Origin of the sequence: Microbacterium sp. NPDC057658 (assembly GCF_042799975.1) — a bacterium.
In the GTDB taxonomy this organism is placed as follows: domain Bacteria; phylum Actinomycetota; class Actinomycetes; order Actinomycetales; family Microbacteriaceae; genus Microbacterium.
Map to the genome: position 1 here is coordinate 16,749 of NZ_JBHVHT010000001.1, position 19,090 is coordinate 35,838.

Sequence of the window (19,090 nt, forward strand, 5' to 3'; positions counted from 1 at the left end):
GGGGCGCCCGGGTCAGGCGTCGAGCGCCTTGAGCAGCTCCACCGGGTCGGCCTGCATCGGGTGAGGCCCGGCGATGTCGAGGAACACGGTCGTGATCGGGTGGGCGGAGAGGAACGCGCGCAGCCAGGCGGCGTCGTAGATGCCGACCCCGGGCGGCAGGTTGGCGGGCTTGTTCTTCGCGTCGCTGAAGAGCAGCAGGGCGAGGTCACCCGAGTTCGGGTCCCGATAGGTCCACACCTCGCCGCTGTCGAGCGGATTGTCGCGCGCTCCCGGCTTGATGAGCGGGACGACGGTGGTGCCGTGCCGCAGCGCGAGGGCCACCGCGGCGACGTCCTGCTTCTCGAGGGCGAGCGCCAGAGCCTCGGACCGGAAGTCCTCGGGCGCCGGCTTCTTCTTCGCGCTCTTCCCGGACTTCGCCTTCTTCGCTGCCATGCCTCCAGCTTAGGCATCGGGGCGGCGCGGCGGCGCCGGGGAAAGATTGGGGCCCTCTCGAGTCCTCCATTGGGGACTGGGGTACTCGAGAGGGCCCTCGGACTCTCGAGCGGCGGTGTCGAAGCGCTGGGGACGCTGTAGTTCGACGCCACTGGGGATGGCATGTTGCCGCATAGCGGGAGAGTCACCTCTATGGTATCCCAAAGACCGGGCCCTGTCAGCACAAGTGCCCGTCGCGCGCTCAGAACAGGAGGATCTGGGTGGTCGTGGCGCTGGGGAACCCGCCGATCGAGACGCCCACGTGATACGAGGCGCCACCGCCGGGAGCACGCTGACGGTTCTCCTGTGCGCAGGTCTCGACACTGGACCGGGTGCGGTCCCAGACGACCGGCTCCTTGCTCACCACGGTGGACCCGGCGGTGAGCGTGGCGATCATGCTGCTGGGGTTCTCCTGGCAGTCCGTCGAGCGCCACCACTCGTCCGAGCCGCTGGAGATCGTGAACACCTGGGTCGTGGAACCCACGTCGATCGTGCAGTCCTTCGTGCCCTTGTTGGTCAGGGAGATGGAGAGCTTCGGCAGAGCGCCGTCGGGATAGGACTCCGCATCCGTGACGGCCGTGACCTCGATGTCCTTCGCCTCGCAGGGGACGACGGCCGGAGTGGCATCCGCCGACGGCGAGGGGGCGGGCGAGGCCGATCCGGACGGTGTGGGCCCCGAGGAGGCGGAGGAGGTCGGTGCGGGTGCCGGCTCCTGCGCCCCCGTGGACGCCCACGGCCGGGCGATGAGGAGCCAGACGGACGCGCCGACGATCGCGAGGACGAGGATCAGCCCGAGCAGTACCGCCAGACGCCGACGACGGTACACGGCGGCGGAGTGACGGGGCATGCCTCCAGGTTAAGCGATCCCCGTCCGCGAGCCTGGGAGGCGCGAGGCGGTGGTCCGGGGCTCAGAGCACCTTGAGCATGCGCGTGTTGCCGAGCGTGTTCGGCTTCACATGCGCGAGGTCGAGGAACTCCTCGACGCCGGCGTCGCCGCTGCGCAGGAGCTGCGAGTACACGTCCGGATCGACGACCTGCTCCCCGATCGGGGTGAAGCCGCGACGCCCGAAGAAGTCGACCTCGAACGTGAGGCAGAACAGGCGGGTGAGCCCGAGCGACCGCGCGTTCTCCTCGAGCCGCTCGACGATCGCCCGACCGACGCCGTGGTGGAGCCAGTCGTCGCGGACGAGCAGGGTGCGCACCTCGCCGAGGTCTTCCCAGATCACGTGCAGAGCCCCGCAGCCGATCAGCTCCCCGTCCGCCTCGGCGACGACGAACTCCTGCACGGCGCCGTAGAGCACGGCGAGATCCTTGCCGAGCAGGATGCGCTGCTCCACCATCGGCTGGAGCAGGTTCCGGATGCTGACGATGTCGGCGCTGCGGGCCGGCCGGACGATGTACGCGCTCACCCGACCAGCCTAGGACCCGCCCCTCCCGTCGGCTCTCAGACGCGACACAGCTTCGGAGATCCCGGGCGACACCCCGGCGCCCCGGGGCGTCGCCCCGTGTGTCGCCTGTCGTCTCCGAAGTCGTGCCCGGGGCGAGGGCGAAGTGGGGACGACGAAGGGGCGGACGCTGTCGCATCCGCCCCTTCGGGTGATCGTGTCGAGGATCAGTCGTTGCCGGTGATCGCCAGGTCGGGCGTGCCGGAGATCGCGCCGCCGCCGGTGTTGACGCCGACCGCGACCTTCTCCCCGCGCGGGCCGTGCTCGAACAGGAACTCCCCGTCCTTCGCATCGACCTTCACGTGGTCGCCCGAGTCGAGCTCGCCGTGCAGGATCTTCTCCGACAGACGGTCCTCGATCTCGTGCTGCATCGCGCGACGCAGCGGACGGGCGCCCAGGGCCGGGTCGAAGCCGATCTCGATCAGGCGCTCCTTGGCGGACTGCGACAGCTCGATCGTCATGTCGCGGTCGAGCAGACGCTCGCCGAGGCGCTTCGTGAACAGGTCCACGATCTGCACCAGCTCGTCCTTGCTCAGCTGCGGGAAGACGATGATGTCGTCGACGCGGTTGAGGAACTCGGGCTTGAAGTGCCGCTTGAGCTCCTCGTTGACCTTGCCCTTCATCCGCTCGTAGCTCGTGGCGTTGTTGCCCTCGATCTGGAAGCCGACGGGGCCGCCGGCGATGTCGCGCGCACCGAGGTTCGTGGTCATGATGATGACCGTGTTCTTGAAGTCCACGATCCGACCCTGACCGTCGGTGAGGCGACCCTCTTCCAGGATCTGCAGCAGCGAGTTGAAGATGTCCGGGTGCGCCTTCTCGATCTCGTCGAAGAGGACCACGCTGAACGGCTTGCGCCGCACCTTCTCGGTGAGCTGGCCACCCTCTTCGAAGCCGACGAACCCGGGAGGGGCACCGAACAGCCGCGAGACGGTGTGCTTCTCGCCGAACTCGCTCATGTCGAGCGAGATGAGCGCGGCCTCGTCGTCGAAGAGGAACTCCGCGAGCGCCTTGGCGAGCTCGGTCTTTCCGACGCCCGTGGGGCCGGCGAAGATGAACGAGCCCGAAGGACGCTTCGGGTCCTTGAGGCCGGCACGCTGACGACGGATGGTCTTGGAGAGCGCCGCGATGGCCTCCTCCTGACCGATGACGCGCTGGTGCAGCGCCTTCTCCATGAAGACGAGTCGGCTGGACTCCTCCTCCGTCAGCTTGAACACGGGGATGCCGGTCGCCTGGGCGAGCACCTCGGCGATCAGGCCCTCGTCGACGACCGCCTGGGTCGCGACGTCGCCCGCACGCCACTGCTTCTCGAGACGCAGCCGCTCGGCGAGGAGGCTCTTCTCCTCATCGCGCAGGGAGGCGGCCTTCTCGAAGTCCTGCTCCTCGGAGGCGATCTCCTTCTGCTCGCGCACGGCGGCGATCTTCTCGTCGAACTCGCGCAGCTCGGGCGGGCTGGACAGGATCGACAGACGCAGGCGCGCGCCGGCCTCGTCGATCAGGTCGATGGCCTTGTCCGGGAGGAAGCGGTCGGAGACGTAGCGGTCGGCGAGGTTCGCCGCGGCCACGATCGCGCCGTCGGTGATCTGCACCTTGTGGTGCGCCTCGTACCGGTCGCGCAGACCCTTGAGGATGTTGATCGCGTGCGGCAGCGTCGGCTCGTTCACCTGCACCGGCTGGAAGCGGCGCTCGAGCGCGGCGTCCTTCTCGAAGTGCTTGCGGTACTCGTCGAGCGTGGTGGCACCGATCGTCTGGAGCTCACCGCGGGCGAGCAGCGGCTTGAGGATGCTGGCCGCGTCGATCGCGCCCTCGGCGGCACCCGCACCCACGAGGGTGTGGATCTCGTCGATGAAGACGATGATGTCGCCGCGCGTGCGGATCTCCTTGGTGACCTTCTTCAGACGCTCCTCGAAGTCGCCGCGGTAGCGGGAACCGGCGATGAGCGAGCCGAGGTCGAGCGAGTAGAGCTGCTTGTCCTTCAGCGTCTCGGGCACATCGCCCTTGACGATCGCCTGGGCGAGGCCCTCGACGACGGCGGTCTTGCCGACGCCGGGCTCGCCGATCAGGACGGGGTTGTTCTTGGAACGGCGGGAGAGGATCTGCATGACCCGCTCCGCCTCCTTCTCGCGCCCGATCACCGGGTCGAGCTTGTTGTCGCGCGCGGCCTGCGTGAGGTTGCGACCGAACTGGTCGAGCACCTGCGAGCCGCCCTGCGCACCCGATGGGGTGTCGTTGGACTGCGCGCCGACGGACGCGGGCTCGCGGCCCGGGGCGCCGGAGAGCAGCTGGATGACCTGCTGCCGCACCTTGTTGAGGTCGGCGCCCAGCTTGACGAGCACCTGAGCGGCCACGCCCTCACCCTCGCGGATGAGGCCGAGGAGGATGTGCTCGGTGCCGATGTAGTTGTGACCGAGCTGCAGGGCCTCGCGGAGGCTCAGCTCGAGCACCTTCTTGGCGCGCGGCGTGAACGGGATGTGGCCGGTCGGCTGCTGCTGACCCTGGCCGATGATGTCCTGCACCTGCTCGCGCACGGCGTCGAGGGAGATGCCGAGCGACTCCAGCGCCTTGGCTGCGACGCCCTCGCCCTCGTGGATGAGGCCGAGCAGGATGTGCTCGGTGCCGATGTAGTTGTGGTTGAGCATCTTCGCCTCTTCTTGGGCGAGGACGACCACTCGACGGGCTCGGTCCGTGAATCTCTCGAACATGTTGACTCCTTATTCGCACGGGGCGAAGACGCATGAAGCGCTTGTACATCGAGAGTAACGACCAGAAATGGCGGGTATGCCCGTGTTCGCCGTGGGCATAGCGAGGCCTTGACGGGTTTATCGACAGTCGTTATGTTAACGAAAGTCGATAAACCCTGACTCTCAGGAGGAGCTCATGCTCGCCACGGAAAGACGCCCTTCGCTCGCCGACGGCATCGCGCTCGGGCTCATCGCCACCGGTGCGGTCAGCGTCGGGATCGGCGCCATCGTCGCCGTCGCCCAGGCTGCCGGTGCCCTGTTCTCCCCCTCGCCCACGGTCGCGATGCCGGTGCACGACGTCGACCTCTCCGCCCTCGACGGCGTGGCCGGTGTCGAGGGCGCCACCGTCGACTCCGCCCTTGTCACGCTCACCGCGCCGCCCACGAGCGCCCGCTGGCTGCTGCTGCTCGAGACGGCGCTCCCCGCTCTCGCCACCGTGGCGCTGTGCGCGGTGGTCTGGTGGCTCGGCGTCTCCCTCATCCGCTCCCGCCCGTTCCGCGCCTCCCTCGGGTGGATGTTCGCCGTCGCCGCCTGCCTGCTGATGGCGGGCACCCTGTTCGGGCAGCTCGCCGGCGGCATCGGGCGGGCCGAGATCGTGAAGGATCTCGCCGCGACCGACCCCGCGGTCGAGGACGTGCTGTGGACGCTGCTCATGGAGTTCGATCTCGCGCCCGCGGGGTGGGCGTTCGCCCTGGCTCTCGTGGCAGGCGTCTTCACCATCGGCCGCCGTCTGCAGCGCGACACGGAGGGACTGGTCTGATGATCTCGTTCGGCTCGGAGGCCGTCTGGCCGTCTCTGCTCAACATCGGGATCGCGCTCGCGGTCTGTGCGGCCGTCGTCGCCCTCGTCGTCTGGAACAGCCGCCGCCGTGGCAGCCGCACGGTCGCCCTCGACGCGGCGCTCACGCTGTCCGGATGGTGGATCACGCTCTCCGCACTGGGCGCGGTGGTCATCGTCGTCAAAGCGTTCGCCGTGGACTGGGCGGAGCTGCACGGTGCGACGACGATCTTCCTCGACTGGCCCTCGAGCCTCCCGTGCTCGGAGTACGGCGACAGCACGACGACGATGCTCAGCTGCGGCGGCACGGAGCTCTCGGACTTCACGGTGGGCCACGCGTCGCTCGGGCTGCGCCTCCTCGCCGCGGCCGCACAGCTCAGCAGCCTCGCCCTCACGACGATCCCCGCGGTGGTCCTCGCACTCATCTGCTTCCATACCCTCCGCGGCCGCGCGTTCTCCCGCACCGTGACCCGCGCCCTCGTCGGGGGTGCGATCGCGTTCGGGGTGCTGGGCGTGCTCTCCGATCTCCTGAGCGGCATCGCCGCCACCACCGGACTGCGGGAGGCCCTGCCCGCAGACAGCACCTGGTATCCGCAGACCTACTGGCTCACCGTCACCCCGCTGCCGTTCGCCGCGGCGCTCGGCCTCCTCGCCCTCGCCGCGGTGTTCCGTCAGGGCATGCGCGTGGAGCAGGAACGGGCCGCCCTGGAACGCGAGACGGAGGGCCTGGTGTGAGCCCGGCGGAGAGCGACGACGAGTTCACGGGCATCCACTGCCGTCTCGATGAGCTGCTGACGGCCCGCGGGATGACGCTGACGGAGCTGAGCGCCGCCGTCGGCGTCAGCATCGTGAACCTGTCCGTGCTGAAGAACGACCGCGCCCGCGCGATCCGCTATTCCACGCTGCGGGCCATCTGCGAGGCGCTCGACTGCGAGGTCGGCGACCTCCTCGTCCTCGCCGATCGCTGACTTCTGTCGACCCACCCCCTTCCGCGCGCCCCGGCCCCTTACGGACGCACGCAGGGGGCCGGGACGCACGAAGAGGGGTGGGTCGGCGGGAGGGCGAGCACGGTCGCGCACCGGATTGCAAGCCCCTTCTATGAGTCGGCTGTGAGTGGATAGCGTCGTCGCATGACCAGCACCCGCATCCCCTCGCGTCGCGGCCTCCGCCTCCTGGCGATCGTCCCGGCCGCTGCCCTCGCCTTCTCCCTCGCCGCCTGCGCGGGAGAGAGCCGCCCCTCGGTCGACGAGGTCGCCGACGGCATCCAGAAGGTCTTCGAGGGCACCCCGCAGGAGGAGGCCATGACCGACGACGCCGCCACCTGCCTGGCCGAAGCCCTGGTCGACTCCGACCTCAGCGACGAGACGCTCGGCTACATCGCCGACGGCGAGGACAAGCAGCGGGACGAGGCCGACAAGGCCCTCACGACCCAGATCATCCAGGACAACCTCCAGGACTGCGTCACGCCCTGAGGGCGGCACGCAGCGAAGGGTGACGGCCTGGGAGGGCGGCCGTCATCCTTCGTCATATCCGCCCAGGGAATTCTCAGGCTCTCCTAGCGTTGAGCCTCATGGCGTGCACCCGGCGCGCCGCGATTCTGGAGTCCCCACCTCAATGAGCACCACCGCACGCGCCCAGAAGGCGCCAGACACCCGCAGGCCGGTCCGGAAGCTGCTGACCTCGTTCGGCTTCCAGATCATCGCCGCCCTCGTCCTCGGCATCGCCGCCGGTCTGATCGGCCGTCAGCTCGGCGCCACGGCCGAGAACCCGACCGCCCTGTCGGCGACCCTCGACACGATCGGCAGCTCGTACGTCACGCTGCTCCGCGCGGCTGTCGTCCCGCTGATCTTCACCGCGATCGTCGCGAGCATCTCGAACCTCCGTCGCGTGCAGAACGCCGCCCGCCTCGCCGGGCAGACGATCCTCTGGTTCGCGATCACCGCCTTCATCGCGGTCATCATCGGCATCGTCCTCGGCCTCGTGATCCAGCCGGGCAGCCGCGCCGGCGAGGGCCTGGAGCCGGGCGAGCCGTACACGGTCGGCACCTGGTGGAACTTCCTCCTCGGCCTCATCCCGCAGAACTTCCTCGGCCTGACCGTCAGCACCTCCCCCGGAGCCACCGAGGGCGCGTTCACCTCGAGCGTCGGCTTCAACATCCTCCAGGTGATCGTGGTCGCGGCCGTCGTCGGCATCGCGGCGCTCAAGGCCGGCAAGAAGGCGGAGCCGTTCCTCGTCTTCACCGAGTCCCTGCTCAAGGTCATCCAGCGCGTGCTGTGGTGGATCATCCGCATCGCTCCGCTCGGCACGTTCGGCCTCATCGGCTCCGCCGTCATCAAGTACGGCTGGGAGAAGCTCGCGTCGCTCGGCTGGTTCGCGGCCGCGGTCTACATCGGCCTCGCGCTCGTGCTGTTCGTCGTGTACCCCATCCTGGTGCGCACGCACGGCCTCTCCATCAAGCAGTACTTCTCGGGTGTGTGGCCGGCGGTGCAGCTCGCCTTCGTGAGCCGCTCCTCCATCGGCACGCTGCCCCTCACGGAGCGCGTGACCGAGCGCAACCTCGGTGTGCCCCGCTCCTACGCCTCGTTCGCCGTGCCGCTGGGCGCGACGACGAAGATGGACGGCTGCGCCGCGATCTACCCGGCCATCGCCGCGATCTTCGTCGCGCAGTTCTTCGGCATCGAGCTGAACTTCGTGCAGTACCTGCTGATCGTGATCGTCTCGGTCGTCGGTTCCGCCGCCACCGCCGGCACCACGGGCGCGGTCGTCATGCTCACGCTGACGCTGTCCACCCTGGGTCTGCCGCTCGAGGGCGTCGGCCTGCTGCTCGCGATCGACCCGATCCTCGACATGGGCCGCACGGCCGTGAACGTCGCGGGTCAGGCGCTCGTCCCCGCGATCGTTGCGAAGCGCGAGGGCATTCTCGACGAGGAGCTCTACAACGCGCCGCGCGATGGCCTGCCCTTCGCCGACGACTCCGGCGACGACGCTCCCGAGGCCGACGCCGCCTCCACCCCGGAGCCCGCCGGCGCCCGCTGACCCGGTCTCCTCACGAGCGCCCCACCTTCCTCTCGAAGGTGGGGCGCTCTTTTTATCCCCCTTCTCCCTTCCCCGCCGACCCACCCCTTTGCGTGCGTCCCGGCCCTTTACGCACGGGCGGAAAGGGGTGGGTCGACCGGAAGGGGGTGGGTGGCGGGAAGGAGGGGTCAGTTGCGGCTCAGGGGGCGGGTCGCGCCGCGGGTGTCGAGCGCGAGCTCCTCGGCGTCCATCGCGGCCAGCAGCTCCCGCATGATCTCCTCGTCCAGCTCGCCGGCGTCCCGCTCCGCGACGAGGATCTCCCGCCGCACCTGCAGCCATCCCTTGGTCAGCGCGACGAGGTCGTCATAGGAGGGGCGGGCGACGGTGTCCTCGACCTGCTGTGCGTCGTCGGTGTCCTTCTCCACCCGGGTCATGCGCTTGGTGAAGGCATCGAACATGCCGAGGTCGACCTCGCCGTGCTTCTGCTCCCACTCCCGGCGCTTCTCGGCGAGGTACGCCTTGCCGGCCTCGCGGCTCTTGGCCTTGACCATCTCCAGCGCCGCGACGTCCTCCGCGTGCTCCTCATCCCCGGCGATCTCGAGCCGCCGGATGAGCAGCGGCAGGGTGAGCCCCTGCAGCAGGAGCGTGCCGACGGTGACGATGAAGGCGACGACGACGATGGCGTGCGAGGCCTCGGTGTCGAGCCCGGCCAGATCGGCGGCGGCCACCGCGATCGCCAGGGTCACCACGCCCCGCATGCCGGCCCACGAGATGACCGCGTTGTCCTTCCACGTGAGCCGCAGTCCGGCCATGCGTTCCCGCACGATCTGCGTCCGCAGCTCATCCGTGCTCTGGTCGCGCCACCGCCGGGACCGCCGTCGCCGTTCGTCGAACTCCCCGGATGCGATGCCGCGATCCATGCGGGCGAGCCGGCGGCGGTCCTGGAAGTTCGACCACGCGCTGATCGGGTAGATGTAGAGCGGCCGCACGACGAGCACCACGAGCAGCACGGCGCCGGAGAGCAGGAGGATGTGCCCCACCGACTCGCTGCCGAGATCGCTGAGCACCCGCGGGAACTGGAGGCCGATGTAGGCGAACACGAAGCTCTCCAGCAGCAGGTCGGCCGAGAGCCACAGCGGCGCCTCCTGCTGCCGGGTCGTGTAGTCGGTGCGCGGGGCGTTGAAGCCGACGAACAGTCCCATGGCCACGACTGCCAGGACGCCGGAGCCGAGCAGGTGCTCCGCGATGTTGTACGCGCCGAACGGGGCGAGCAGACCGAAGGTGCCGATAACCACCGGGTCGCCGATGCGCATGCGCAGCTGATGCAGGACGATCCCGAAGACGAGCCCGATGCCCACCCCCACGCCGACCGCGAGGAGGAACTGCCCGATGCCTCCCCAGATCGACACCGTCGCCCCGGCGAGGATGGCCGCGAACACCCGGTAGAGCGTGAGCGAGGTCGCGTCGTTGATGAGGCTCTCCCCGGACAGCACCGTCATGATGCGGCGAGGTAGACCGAGACGACGGCCGATCGCCGCCGCCGACACCGCGTCCGGCGGGGCGACGATGGCGCCCAGCAGCAGCGCGCCGGGCAGCGTGAGCGACGGCAGGATCCACCAGGCCACGAGTCCGACGGCGAACGCGGTGAGCAGCACGAGCCAGATCCCGAGGCGCCGGATCTGCGGCAGGCTGCGCTTGAACCCGACGAACGACACGTCGAGGGCGGCGGAATACAGCAGCGGCGGCAGGACGAGCCCGAGCAGCAGGTGCCCGTCGATCTCCAGCTCCGGCACGAACGGCAGGAACGAGGCGGCGAGCGCCACGACGGTCACGAGCAGCGGGGCCGGCCACCCCCGCGATCGCGCGACGGCCGCCACGGCGACAGCTCCGACGAGGACGTAGAAGATCCCGGCTTCCATGCGGAAAGCGTAGCGGCGTCGTCGGCACCCCCTGTCCGCCGGGCGTCAGTCGCGGGGGGAGCGCTCGCGTTCCGGCGCCTCCGCATCGAGAGCCTCCCGGAGGCCCGCGTTCTCATCCTGCAGGTCGAGGACCCGCGCGATCCCGGCGATGTTGATGCCGTCGCCGCGGAGCTCGGCCGCGCGACGCAGGCGGGTGATGTCATCGTCGCTGTACCGGCGCGTGCCGCCGTCGCTCCGGGCGGGCGCGAGGAGGCCCTTGCTCTCGAAGAGCCGGATCGTCGCCTCGGGCAGGTCGACGAGCTGCGCGGCCACGGCGATGCCGTAGAGCGGGGTGCGCGAGTCGCGTGCGGTCATGAATGTCCTCGTCTCCGGATCGGGGTTGCGAAGATTCCTGCGTGTGTTCTATAACAAATCTATACCTCAGGTGCAGATAATCTGCACACCACCTCAGCCCTTGCAGGGCCGCACGAAAGGAGACACCTCATGGCACTGACCTTCGATCCCTTCAGCCAGCTCGACCGCTTCGCCGCGAGCGTCCTGGACTCCGTGCGCGCGCCCCGGTCGATGCCGGTGGACCTGTACCGCGACGGGGACCGCTACATCCTGCACGCCGACCTCCCCGGCGCCGACCCCGGCTCCATCGACGTCGACCTCGACGGCGGGCAGCTCACGATCCGCGCACAGCGCACGGCCGACACCCGCGAAGGCGTGCGCTGGCTCGCCCGCGAGCGCGGCGCCGGATCGTTCCTGCGCCAGTTCTCGCTCGGCGACGGAGTGGACCTCGACAACATCAGCGCTTCGTACGAGAGCGGTGTCCTGTCGGTCGTGATCCCCGTCAGCGAACGGGCGAAGCCACGCAAGATCGTCGTCGAGTCCGGCGAACAGCGCCAGGCGATCGACGCCTGATCACCCGGGGGCGGTGCTGCGGCACCGCCCCCACCCCTCTCCTCCTCTTCTCACGGAAAGGACGAACCATGGCACTCTCCCCGACCCTCGACCGCTTCCTCACCGAGATGGAGTACCCCGCGACCCGCGACGACCTCCTGCGCGAAGCCGCGCGGGAGGGACTGCCGAACCACGACCGCGCGGCGCTGCACGACCTGCCGGAACAGAGCTTCAGCGCCGCCTGGCTCATCCGCTATCGCCTCGCCAGGAACGCGCTCGCCGACGCGCTCACCCCCGCCTCGCGCCTCGCCGCGTAGGGAATGCCGGAGCGGCCGCCGAGGTTGCATCCGGAGATGAACGACGTCGCCCTCTCCGTCCTCGACCTCGTGCCGGTCCGCTCCGGCCAGACCAGTGCCGAGGCCATCACCGCCTCCCTCTCCCTCGCCGCGACCGCCGACCGGCTCGGCTATCGCCGGTACTGGTTCGCCGAGCACCACAACATGCCCGCGGTCGCGTCGACCACGCCGCCGGTCCTCATCGCGGCCGCCGCCACGCGCACCTCGCGCATCCGCCTCGGCTCCGGCGGCGTGATGCTGCCGAACCACGCGCCCCTGATCGTCGCCGAGCAGTTCGCCGCCCTCGAGGCCATCGCCCCCGGCCGCATCGACCTGGGCCTCGGCCGCGCGCCGGGCAGCGACCCCGTGATCACTCAGCTCCTCCGCGGGTCAGGGACCACCAGCGACGTGGAGCAGTTCCCCCGCCACGTGCAGGACATCGCGGCGCTCTTCACCGCCGACGGCGCCACGGTGCGCTTCACCTCCGGCGGGGAGTACACCGTGCGGGCGACTCCCGCCGCGACCGGGGTGCCCGAGGTGTGGCTGCTGGGGTCGAGCGACTACTCCGCGCAGCTCGCCGCCTCCCTCGGCCTGCCGTACGTGTTCGCGAACCACTTCTCCGGACAGGGCCTGGAACGCGCCCTCGACCTCTACCGCACGAACTACCGCCCGAGCGAGGAGCACCCGGAGCCGCGGACCTTCCTCACCGTGAACGCCGTCGCCGCCCCGACCGCAGAGGAGGCGGAGGCCCGTGCCCTGCCGCAGCTGCGGATGATGGCGCGACTCCGACTCAACCAGCCGCTCGTCGCGCTCGAGACCGTCGAGCAGGCCCTCGCCGCGGAGCACGACGCCGCGACCGATCAGGTGGTCGAGGCCGCGCGGTCGCGGTGGTTCGTCGGCACCGGGGAGTCCGTCGCCGCCGAGGTGCGCTCCTTCGCGTCGACCTACGGGGTGGACGAGGTCATGCTCTCCCCCGTCGCCGGCGCCTATGACGCGGAGCCGAAGGACTCGGCCGCGGGGCGGGCGCAGACGCTGGAGCTCGTCGCGGGGGCGTGAGTCGCGTCGCGGGACGGGGGAGTTCCGTCGCGGGATCGATAACGCTCCCCCACGAGGCCCGGGCGGCGCCTTTCTGATCCCGCGTCCGGTCGGTCCCGCGTCCGGTTGCTTCCGCGTCCGGTTCCTTCCGCCCTGCGGGATCGATAACGCTCCCCTGCGCGCTTCCCGCAGCACCTTTCTGATCCCGCGTCTGGTCGGTCACTTGGTGCGGGATCGATAACGCTCCCCTGCGCACTTCCCGCAGCGCCTTCCTGATCCCGCGTCCGGTCGGTCACTTGGTGCGGGATCGATAACGCTCCCTTGCGCGCTTCCCGCGGCACCTTTGTGATCCCGCGCGCCGGCCGTCGTCGTCGCACCACCCCGTGCGAGCGGGAATCGGGGCCCCGGCAGGTCCCGCAACGCGCTCTTTCGCTCCGTCCGGGAGCCTCTCGCTGTCTCGGCATGCGGGACGGGAAACGTGCCTTCAGCGGTCGCTGGAGGGACACTTCTGATCCGGCGCGAGGAAGAGACATCCGCCACAATCGCAGGTTGATTCGAATTGTCCACAGGAGTCGGGCGGAGGATGATCGACCGTCCGGACGCCGACCCTGCACGGACAGCATGGACGCATGCGACACCGGATCCCTCTCCCGCCTGACCTCGGCCCTCATTTCGCCGTCCGTGACGCAGCGGCCATCGGGGTCGGGCGGAAGAGATACTCCAGCCGAGACCTCGCGCGGCCGTTCGCCGGAGTGCGGTCGGCGAACGAACCCGCCACGTTCGACGATCGAGTCGCCGCGTACCTTCCACGCCTCCGTGAAGGCCAGGCATTCGCCGGACGCACGGCCCTCCGGCTGTGGGGGCTTCCCGCGCCCGTCCGATGGTCGCCCGATGAGCCCCTCGACGTCGCCGTGCACACCGGGACCTCACCGCCAAGGACGGTCGGTGTCCGAGGGCGCCGCATCGCCCCGGGACGGGCGGACACATGGCACATCCACGGAGTTCCGACGGTCGATCCGGTCAGCGCACTGTTCCTCTGCGCGCGGGAGTTCGTGTTCACGCCGGTCGTCGTGGCGCTCGATGCGCTGGTCACATCGTCCGACGTCTATCCGGGGCTGCGGATGGGCCGGCCGGTCGCGACCATCGAGAGCATCGATCGACAGCTGACGCGATGGGGGCGGTTTCCCGGGTGCGGTCGCATACGCGATGGGCTGGCATTCGCACGACCGGGCGTCGAGTCGCCGAAGGAGACCGAGACCCGGCTGCTCCTCACGAGCTTCGCCCTCCCGGAGCCCGCGATCCAGCACATCGTCTCCGTGGACGGACGCTTCCTCGCCCGGGTCGACCTCGCCTACCCCGAATGCCGCATCGCCATCGAGTACGAGGGCGATGGCCATCGGACGGACCGTGATCAATGGCGGATCGACATCCGGCGTCAGCGCGACCTCGAGGACCACGGATGGCTCGTGATCCGCGTGACCGAGCTCGATCTGCGCGACGGTGGCGCTGCCCTCGCCGCCCGTGTGCGTCGCGCACTCACGGTTCGCCACGGCATCCCTGGATGAGACGTGCTCATGGCTGGGCTTTCGGTCCTCTCCGCGATGAGGGGGCTGGCTCCGGCTGTCAGGGAGGCGTAGCCTCGGCGGCAGAGAGAGGGGTTCGACGATGAGCACCAAGACACTCGCACTCTGGGTCGCGTACGGGACGAACGGGGTGGTGGGGAGCATCCGCCACGATGAGAACGGCTATGTGGTGACCATGGCGGGAGCGGACGCGGCGGCCGGGACCTATCCCAGCCTCGCCTCCGCGAAGGGCGCGCTGCACGCCCGTATGCTGCCGGGCAGCGCCTGGCCGCGGTTCCAGGAACACTGACCCGCTCCTCGTCGTGCGGGATCGAAACAGCACCTCCCGAGCCGGTACGAGGTGCGATTCTGATCCCGCGATACCTGCTGCGGTCGGGGATCGCGGCGGCGGGGTGCGCCGGTTGGAGAACGGGCGCAGATCGTTCGGCGAACGTTCGTTATCGATCCCGCCAACCGGGGGCGCGGCATGCCGGATCGAAATCGGGCGCGGGCCGGTACGGGAACGTGCGTTATCGATCCCGAACGCAGGACGCACGCACGCGGGAGGCACGCGCGTGCGTGCGGCGTCAGGACTCGGGTTCGCCGGAGAGGATGCCGCGGAGCCAGTCGCGGGCCTCGATGAAGATCTCGTCGGAGTAGCGGTCGGGATACTGCACGATCTGCCGGTCAGCACGCGGGTACGACCCGAGGAACACCACACGGGGGCTGAAGCGGCGGATCCCGAGCAGGGCGTCGGCCATCCGCTCGTGCTCGATGTGACCGTCCGCGTCGATCACGAACCGGTACCGGCCGAGCTCGTCGCCGATGGGCCGGGACTCGATGAGGGAGAGGTTGATGCCGCGCGTCGAGAACTGCTCCAGCATCTCGAGGAGAGAACCAGGGTGGTCATGCGGGAGCTCGACGATCAGCGAGGTCTTGTCGGCACCGGTCGGCGCGGGCGAACGCGTGGTGCGGGTGACGAGGACGAACCGGGTCACGGCCGCCGCGTTGTCGCCGATGCCCTCGGCGAGCACATCCACGTCATAGTGCTGCACGATGCCGGGAGCGGCGATCGCGGCCTGCGCGGGCGAGGTGCCGTCGAGGACGCCGATGGCCGAGGCCACGTTGCTCGCCGCCGGCACATGCGAGTGGGTCGGGAGGTGTTCGCCGAGCCAGCCGTGACACTGCGCGTAGGCGACGGGGTGCGCGGCGATGACCTCGACCTGGTCGAGAGTGGTGCCGCGCGGCGCGACGAGGACGAAGTTCACCCGCACGAGGTACTCGCCGATGATCCGGAGCCCCGGCAGAGTCGCCAGCGCGTCCTGCGTGGTGGACACCCCGCCCTCGATGGAGTTCTCGATCGCGATCATGGCCGCGTCGCTGCGCCCTTCGAGGACGTCCGCGAGCGCCTCGCCCACGTTGTGCACCGGTCGCCAGTCCTGTCCCCTGGCCTCGGCCACCTGGTCGAGCGCTGCCTCCGTGAAGGTTCCGGCTGGTCCGAGATAGCTGTAGGTGCGGCGTGCAGTCACGGCGTTCAGCCTATCCCTCGGTGACTCATGGGGTTCCCGCGTGTCAAGGCGGATGCGCGTATCGGCTGCACGGGGCAGACTGAGAGCATGAGCAGCCGTGCCGGCCTCCCCGCGGAGGAAAGTGACCTGATCGACGTCGACGAGCTGATCGCCGCCTACTACGACCGCGTGCCGAATCCGGATGTCGCGAGCGAGCGGGTCGTGTTCGGCACCAGCGGGCACCGCGGCTCGTCGCTCACGAAGAGCTTCAACGAGAACCACATCCTCGCCACGACGCAGGCCATCGTCGACTACCGCGCCGCGCAGGGCATCACCGGTCCGCTCTTCCTGGGGCGCGACACCCACGCGCTGTCCCTCCCGGCGGAGCGCAGCGCCATCGAGGTCCTGCTCGCGAACGGCGTGGACGTGCGCGTCGACGCCCGGGACTCGTGGGTGCCGACCCCCGCGTTGAGCCACGCGATCCTCACGTACAACCGCGACCGCGCCGCCGACGACCCGGGCCGCGCGGACGGCATCGTCGTGACCCCCTCGCACAATCCGCCGCGTGACGGCGGCTTCAAGTACAACCCGCCCCACGGCGGTCCCGCCGACACCGATGCGACCGGCTGGATCGCCGACCGCGCCAATCAGCTCATCGCCGGCGGCCTGACCGAGGTCCGTCGCGAGCGCTTCGCCGACGTGGACTGGGACGCGATCACCGGGTACGACTTCCGCGACGCCTATGTGCGCGACCTCCCGTCGATCATCGACATCGAGGCGATCCGCCGCGCCGGCGTGCGCATCGGGGCGGACCCGCTGGGCGGCGCGTCGGTGGAGTACTGGTCGCTGATCGCCGAGATGCACGACATCGACCTCACGGTCGTCAATCCCGAGGTCGACCCCACGTGGCGCTTCATGACCCTCGACTGGGACGAGAAGATCCGGATGGACCCGTCGTCTCCGTCGGCCATGGCGTCGCTCGTGGCGAAGAAGGGCGACTACGACATCCTCACCGGGAACGACGCCGACGCGGACCGGCACGGCATCGTCACCCCTGACGCCGGGCTCATGAACCCGAACCACTTCCTCGCCGTCGCCATCGACTACCTCTTCTCCCACCGGGAGCACTGGCCGCGCGAGGCCGCCGTCGGAAAGACGCTCGTGTCGTCGATGATCATCGATCGCGTGGCCGAGTCGCTCGGGCGGCGTCTGCTGGAGGTTCCGGTGGGCTTCAAGTGGTTCGTGCCCGGACTGCTCGACGGCTCGGTGGCGTTCGGCGGCGAGGAGTCGGCAGGCGCCTCGTTCCTGCGCCACGACGGCTCCGTGTGGTCGACCGACAAGGACGGCATCCTCCTCTGCCTGCTCGCGGCCGAGATCCTCGCGGTGACCGGCAAGACTCCGTCGCAGCGCTACGCGGAGCTGGAGGACGCCTTCGGCGCCTCTGCCTACCAGCGCGTCGACGCCCCCGCGACCCCTGAGCAGAAGGCGACGCTCGGCAAGCTGGCCCCGGAGTCGGTGACCGCGACCACCCTCGCCGGCGAGGACATCATCGCGAAGCTCTCGCACGCCCCCGGCAACGGTGCGGCGATCGGCGGCCTCAAGGTGCAGACTCCGCACGCCTGGTTCGCCGCGCGCCCGTCCGGAACCGAAGACGTCTACAAGCTCTACGCCGAGAGCCTGCGCGGTCCCGAGCACCTCGCGGAGGTGCAGGCCGAGGCCCGCGCCGTGGTGTCCGCCGCCCTCGGCGACTGATCCTCCCTCCCCCGGCGCCGCGTCCCGCGGGTACTCCGGGATCGAAACCGCTCCCCTCGGCCACCGCCGGGGGGAGTTTTCGATCCCGCCCGGCTTGGCGCCGTCGAGGGACCTTGGTGATCCGGCCCACCCGAGGCCGGGCGGACGAGCCCGCGGCGGGATCGGAAACGGGCCCGCCACGCCTCGGGGAGGGACGTTGTTGATCCCGTCACCCCCGGGCCGGGCGGGAGCCGAGGCGCAAAGCCGGTGGCGGGATCGGAAACGGGCCTGGCACGGACTGGAGAGGGACTTTCCTGATCCCGCTAGCCGGGGCGCGGCGGGAGCCGACGCGCAGAGCCCGGGCGGGATCGAAAGCGGGCGCGGCAGGCCTCGGGGAGGGACGTGATCGATCCAGCCGCACCCGGGAGACGATCCCGCTCCGGGACTTGCTGACAATGGGACGGTCGTACGGTGCACCACCCGGTGCGGGGTCAAGAACGATCCTCATCAGCGTTTCGCAGGAGCATTTTTCATCCCGCGCGCCGGGCCGTCGGCTTCCGTGCACGCTCGGGCGATGAGGCCCCTCCTGTTGTCGCGGGTCGGGCCGTCGGCGCCGGCCCGTCCGCCGGTCCTCTTGCGGGATCGAAAACGGGCCCGTCGGGGGTCCCGGACGGTCCTTTTCGATCCCGGTCCGCCGACCGCCCCTGCCGCGGGATCGAAAACGGGCCCGGGGGACGCTGGGGAGGGGCGGTTTTGATCCCGCACACGGGCGGGGGCGAGGGGCGCGGGCGGGACGGGGGCGGAGGGCGGGGGCGGGGACGGGGGCGGGGGCGGGACGGGGCGGGTCAGTCGGCGTCGGTGGAGGAGCCGAGGAGCTCGCGGACGCGGCTCGAGACGCGGTGGAACTCCTCCCTCTCCAGAACATCGGCGTAGCCGCGGCGGGCCGGGAGGTCGACGCGGTGCTCCTCCAGGATCCGCCCGGGGCGCGGCCCCATCACGATCACCCGACTGGCGAGGTAGACGGCCTCCGCGACCGAGTGGGTCACGAGCAGCACGGTCGTGCCGGTGGCGCTCCAGATCCGGTTGAGCTCGACGTTCATACGCTCGCGCGTGAGGGCGTCGAGCGCACCGAAGGGCTCATCCATGAGCAGCACCCGCGGCTCGTGCAGCAGCGCGCGGCACAGCGACACCCGCTGCTGCATGCCGCCGGAGAGCTCGTGCGGCAGCGACTTCTCGAAGCCGGTGAGACCGGTCATCTCGATGAGCTCGTCGGCGCGGGCCTGGGCCTTGCGCATGTCCATCCCGCGCATCTCGGCCTGCAGGAGGATGTTGCCGCGGACGCTGCGCCATTCCAGAAGCGCCGCCCGCTGGAACACGTAGCCGATATCCTGCCGCGGACCGCGGACCTCGTCGCCGCGCAGGCGGATGCTGCCGCGGCTCGGAGCGGTGAGTCCGGCGACCGCCTTCAGGAGCGTCGATTTCCCGCATCCCGAGGGCCCGGCGATGGAGAGGAACTCCCCCTCCTCGACGCGGAGGTCGACGCCCTCGAGAGCCGTGACCTGGCGCCGCTTGGAGGCGAAGGTGATCGCGAGATCCGAGACCTCGAGCGCCGGAGCGGTGCTCGTGGCCGCGGGTCCGCGTTCCTGCTGCACGTGGCTATCCATGACGA

Annotated in this window: 19 protein-coding genes; 11 read left to right on the forward strand and 8 right to left on the reverse strand. The window is 70.1% G+C overall.

What is annotated here, in order from left to right:
* Positions 1–12: 12 nt before the first annotated feature.
* The 4 genes from ACFU8V_RS00075 to ACFU8V_RS00090 form a co-directional block, all read right to left on the reverse strand.
* Positions 13–432 (reverse strand): hypothetical protein, encoded by a 420-nt coding sequence (locus ACFU8V_RS00075; protein ID WP_025105482.1) that lies wholly within the window; start codon positions 430–432, stop codon positions 13–15.
* Positions 433–673: 241 nt separating this feature from the next.
* Positions 674–1,318 carry a hypothetical protein gene (locus tag ACFU8V_RS00080; RefSeq protein WP_126894385.1) on the reverse strand — a complete coding sequence of 215 codons (645 nt, stop codon included), beginning with the start codon at positions 1,316–1,318 and terminating at the stop codon, positions 674–676.
* Positions 1,319–1,379: 61 nt separating this feature from the next.
* Positions 1,380–1,880, reverse strand: a complete 501-nt coding sequence (locus tag ACFU8V_RS00085) for an amino-acid N-acetyltransferase (protein ID WP_025105480.1) — start codon at positions 1,878–1,880, stop codon at positions 1,380–1,382.
* 203 nt (positions 1,881–2,083) lie between these two features.
* Positions 2,084–4,615 carry an ATP-dependent Clp protease ATP-binding subunit gene (locus ACFU8V_RS00090; protein ID WP_025105479.1) on the reverse strand — a complete coding sequence of 844 codons (2,532 nt, stop codon included), beginning with the start codon at positions 4,613–4,615 and terminating at the stop codon, positions 2,084–2,086.
* Between the two features lie 175 nt (positions 4,616–4,790).
* Between ACFU8V_RS00090 and ACFU8V_RS00095 the strand changes: the two genes are divergently transcribed.
* From ACFU8V_RS00095 to ACFU8V_RS00115, 5 genes are all read left to right on the forward strand, one after another.
* Positions 4,791–5,414, forward strand: coding sequence for a hypothetical protein (locus ACFU8V_RS00095; RefSeq protein WP_378868056.1), 624 nt, complete (start codon positions 4,791–4,793; stop codon positions 5,412–5,414).
* Entirely contained in the window at positions 5,414–6,166 is a 753-nt protein-coding gene (locus ACFU8V_RS00100) for a hypothetical protein (RefSeq protein ID WP_126894384.1), read from the forward strand. Before ACFU8V_RS00095 ends, ACFU8V_RS00100 begins: the two co-directional genes overlap by 1 nt.
* Positions 6,163–6,399 (forward strand): helix-turn-helix transcriptional regulator, encoded by a 237-nt coding sequence (locus ACFU8V_RS00105; RefSeq protein WP_315104880.1) that lies wholly within the window; start codon positions 6,163–6,165, stop codon positions 6,397–6,399. Before ACFU8V_RS00100 ends, ACFU8V_RS00105 begins: the two co-directional genes overlap by 4 nt.
* 162 nt (positions 6,400–6,561) lie before the next feature.
* A complete protein-coding gene (locus tag ACFU8V_RS00110; RefSeq protein WP_303709839.1) occupies positions 6,562–6,903 on the forward strand; it encodes a hypothetical protein in 342 nt (113 codons plus the stop codon).
* Positions 6,904–7,045: 142 nt separating this feature from the next.
* Positions 7,046–8,467 carry a dicarboxylate/amino acid:cation symporter gene (locus ACFU8V_RS00115; protein WP_378868061.1) on the forward strand — a complete coding sequence of 474 codons (1,422 nt, stop codon included), beginning with the start codon at positions 7,046–7,048 and terminating at the stop codon, positions 8,465–8,467.
* A gap of 167 nt (positions 8,468–8,634) precedes the next feature.
* Here the strand turns inward: ACFU8V_RS00115 and ACFU8V_RS00120 are convergent, their stop codons facing one another.
* The gene (locus ACFU8V_RS00120; protein WP_338566766.1) at positions 8,635–10,365 is read right to left on the reverse strand and encodes a cation:proton antiporter; all 1,731 of its coding nucleotides are present in this window, start codon (positions 10,363–10,365) and stop codon (positions 8,635–8,637) included.
* A 45-nt stretch (positions 10,366–10,410) separates the two neighbouring features.
* Entirely contained in the window at positions 10,411–10,719 is a 309-nt protein-coding gene (locus tag ACFU8V_RS00125; protein WP_085605969.1) for a MerR family transcriptional regulator, read from the reverse strand.
* Positions 10,720–10,848: 129 nt separating this feature from the next.
* Here ACFU8V_RS00125 and ACFU8V_RS00130 point away from each other — a divergent pair, with 129 nt between their 5' ends.
* The 5 genes from ACFU8V_RS00130 (at position 10,849) to ACFU8V_RS00150 (ending at position 14,492) form a co-directional block, all read left to right on the forward strand.
* Complete coding sequence (locus ACFU8V_RS00130; RefSeq protein ID WP_025105470.1) at positions 10,849–11,271, forward strand: Hsp20/alpha crystallin family protein; 423 nt, start codon at positions 10,849–10,851, stop codon at positions 11,269–11,271.
* A gap of 68 nt (positions 11,272–11,339) precedes the next feature.
* Positions 11,340–11,567 carry a DUF2795 domain-containing protein gene (locus ACFU8V_RS00135; protein WP_378868066.1) on the forward strand — a complete coding sequence of 76 codons (228 nt, stop codon included), beginning with the start codon at positions 11,340–11,342 and terminating at the stop codon, positions 11,565–11,567.
* Between the two features lie 36 nt (positions 11,568–11,603).
* Entirely contained in the window at positions 11,604–12,641 is a 1,038-nt protein-coding gene (locus tag ACFU8V_RS00140) for an LLM class flavin-dependent oxidoreductase (protein ID WP_025105468.1), read from the forward strand.
* Between the two features lie 1,031 nt (positions 12,642–13,672).
* Entirely contained in the window at positions 13,673–14,185 is a 513-nt protein-coding gene (locus tag ACFU8V_RS00145) for a hypothetical protein (RefSeq protein WP_378868070.1), read from the forward strand.
* Between the two features lie 100 nt (positions 14,186–14,285).
* Entirely contained in the window at positions 14,286–14,492 is a 207-nt protein-coding gene (locus tag ACFU8V_RS00150) for a hypothetical protein (protein ID WP_025105466.1), read from the forward strand.
* A gap of 277 nt (positions 14,493–14,769) precedes the next feature.
* Here ACFU8V_RS00150 and pheA read toward each other — a convergent pair whose 3' ends face one another.
* Complete coding sequence (gene pheA / locus ACFU8V_RS00155) at positions 14,770–15,720, reverse strand: prephenate dehydratase (protein ID WP_029990079.1); 951 nt, start codon at positions 15,718–15,720, stop codon at positions 14,770–14,772.
* Positions 15,721–15,798: 78 nt separating this feature from the next.
* Between pheA and pgm the strand changes: the two genes are divergently transcribed.
* Complete coding sequence (gene pgm, locus ACFU8V_RS00160; RefSeq protein WP_025105464.1) at positions 15,799–17,442, forward strand: phosphoglucomutase (alpha-D-glucose-1,6-bisphosphate-dependent); 1,644 nt, start codon at positions 15,799–15,801, stop codon at positions 17,440–17,442.
* Between the two features lie 824 nt (positions 17,443–18,266).
* Here the strand turns inward: pgm and ACFU8V_RS00165 are convergent.
* Entirely contained in the window at positions 18,267–19,085 is an 819-nt protein-coding gene (locus ACFU8V_RS00165) for an ABC transporter ATP-binding protein (protein WP_378868075.1), read from the reverse strand.
* Positions 19,086–19,090 lie beyond the last annotated feature (5 nt).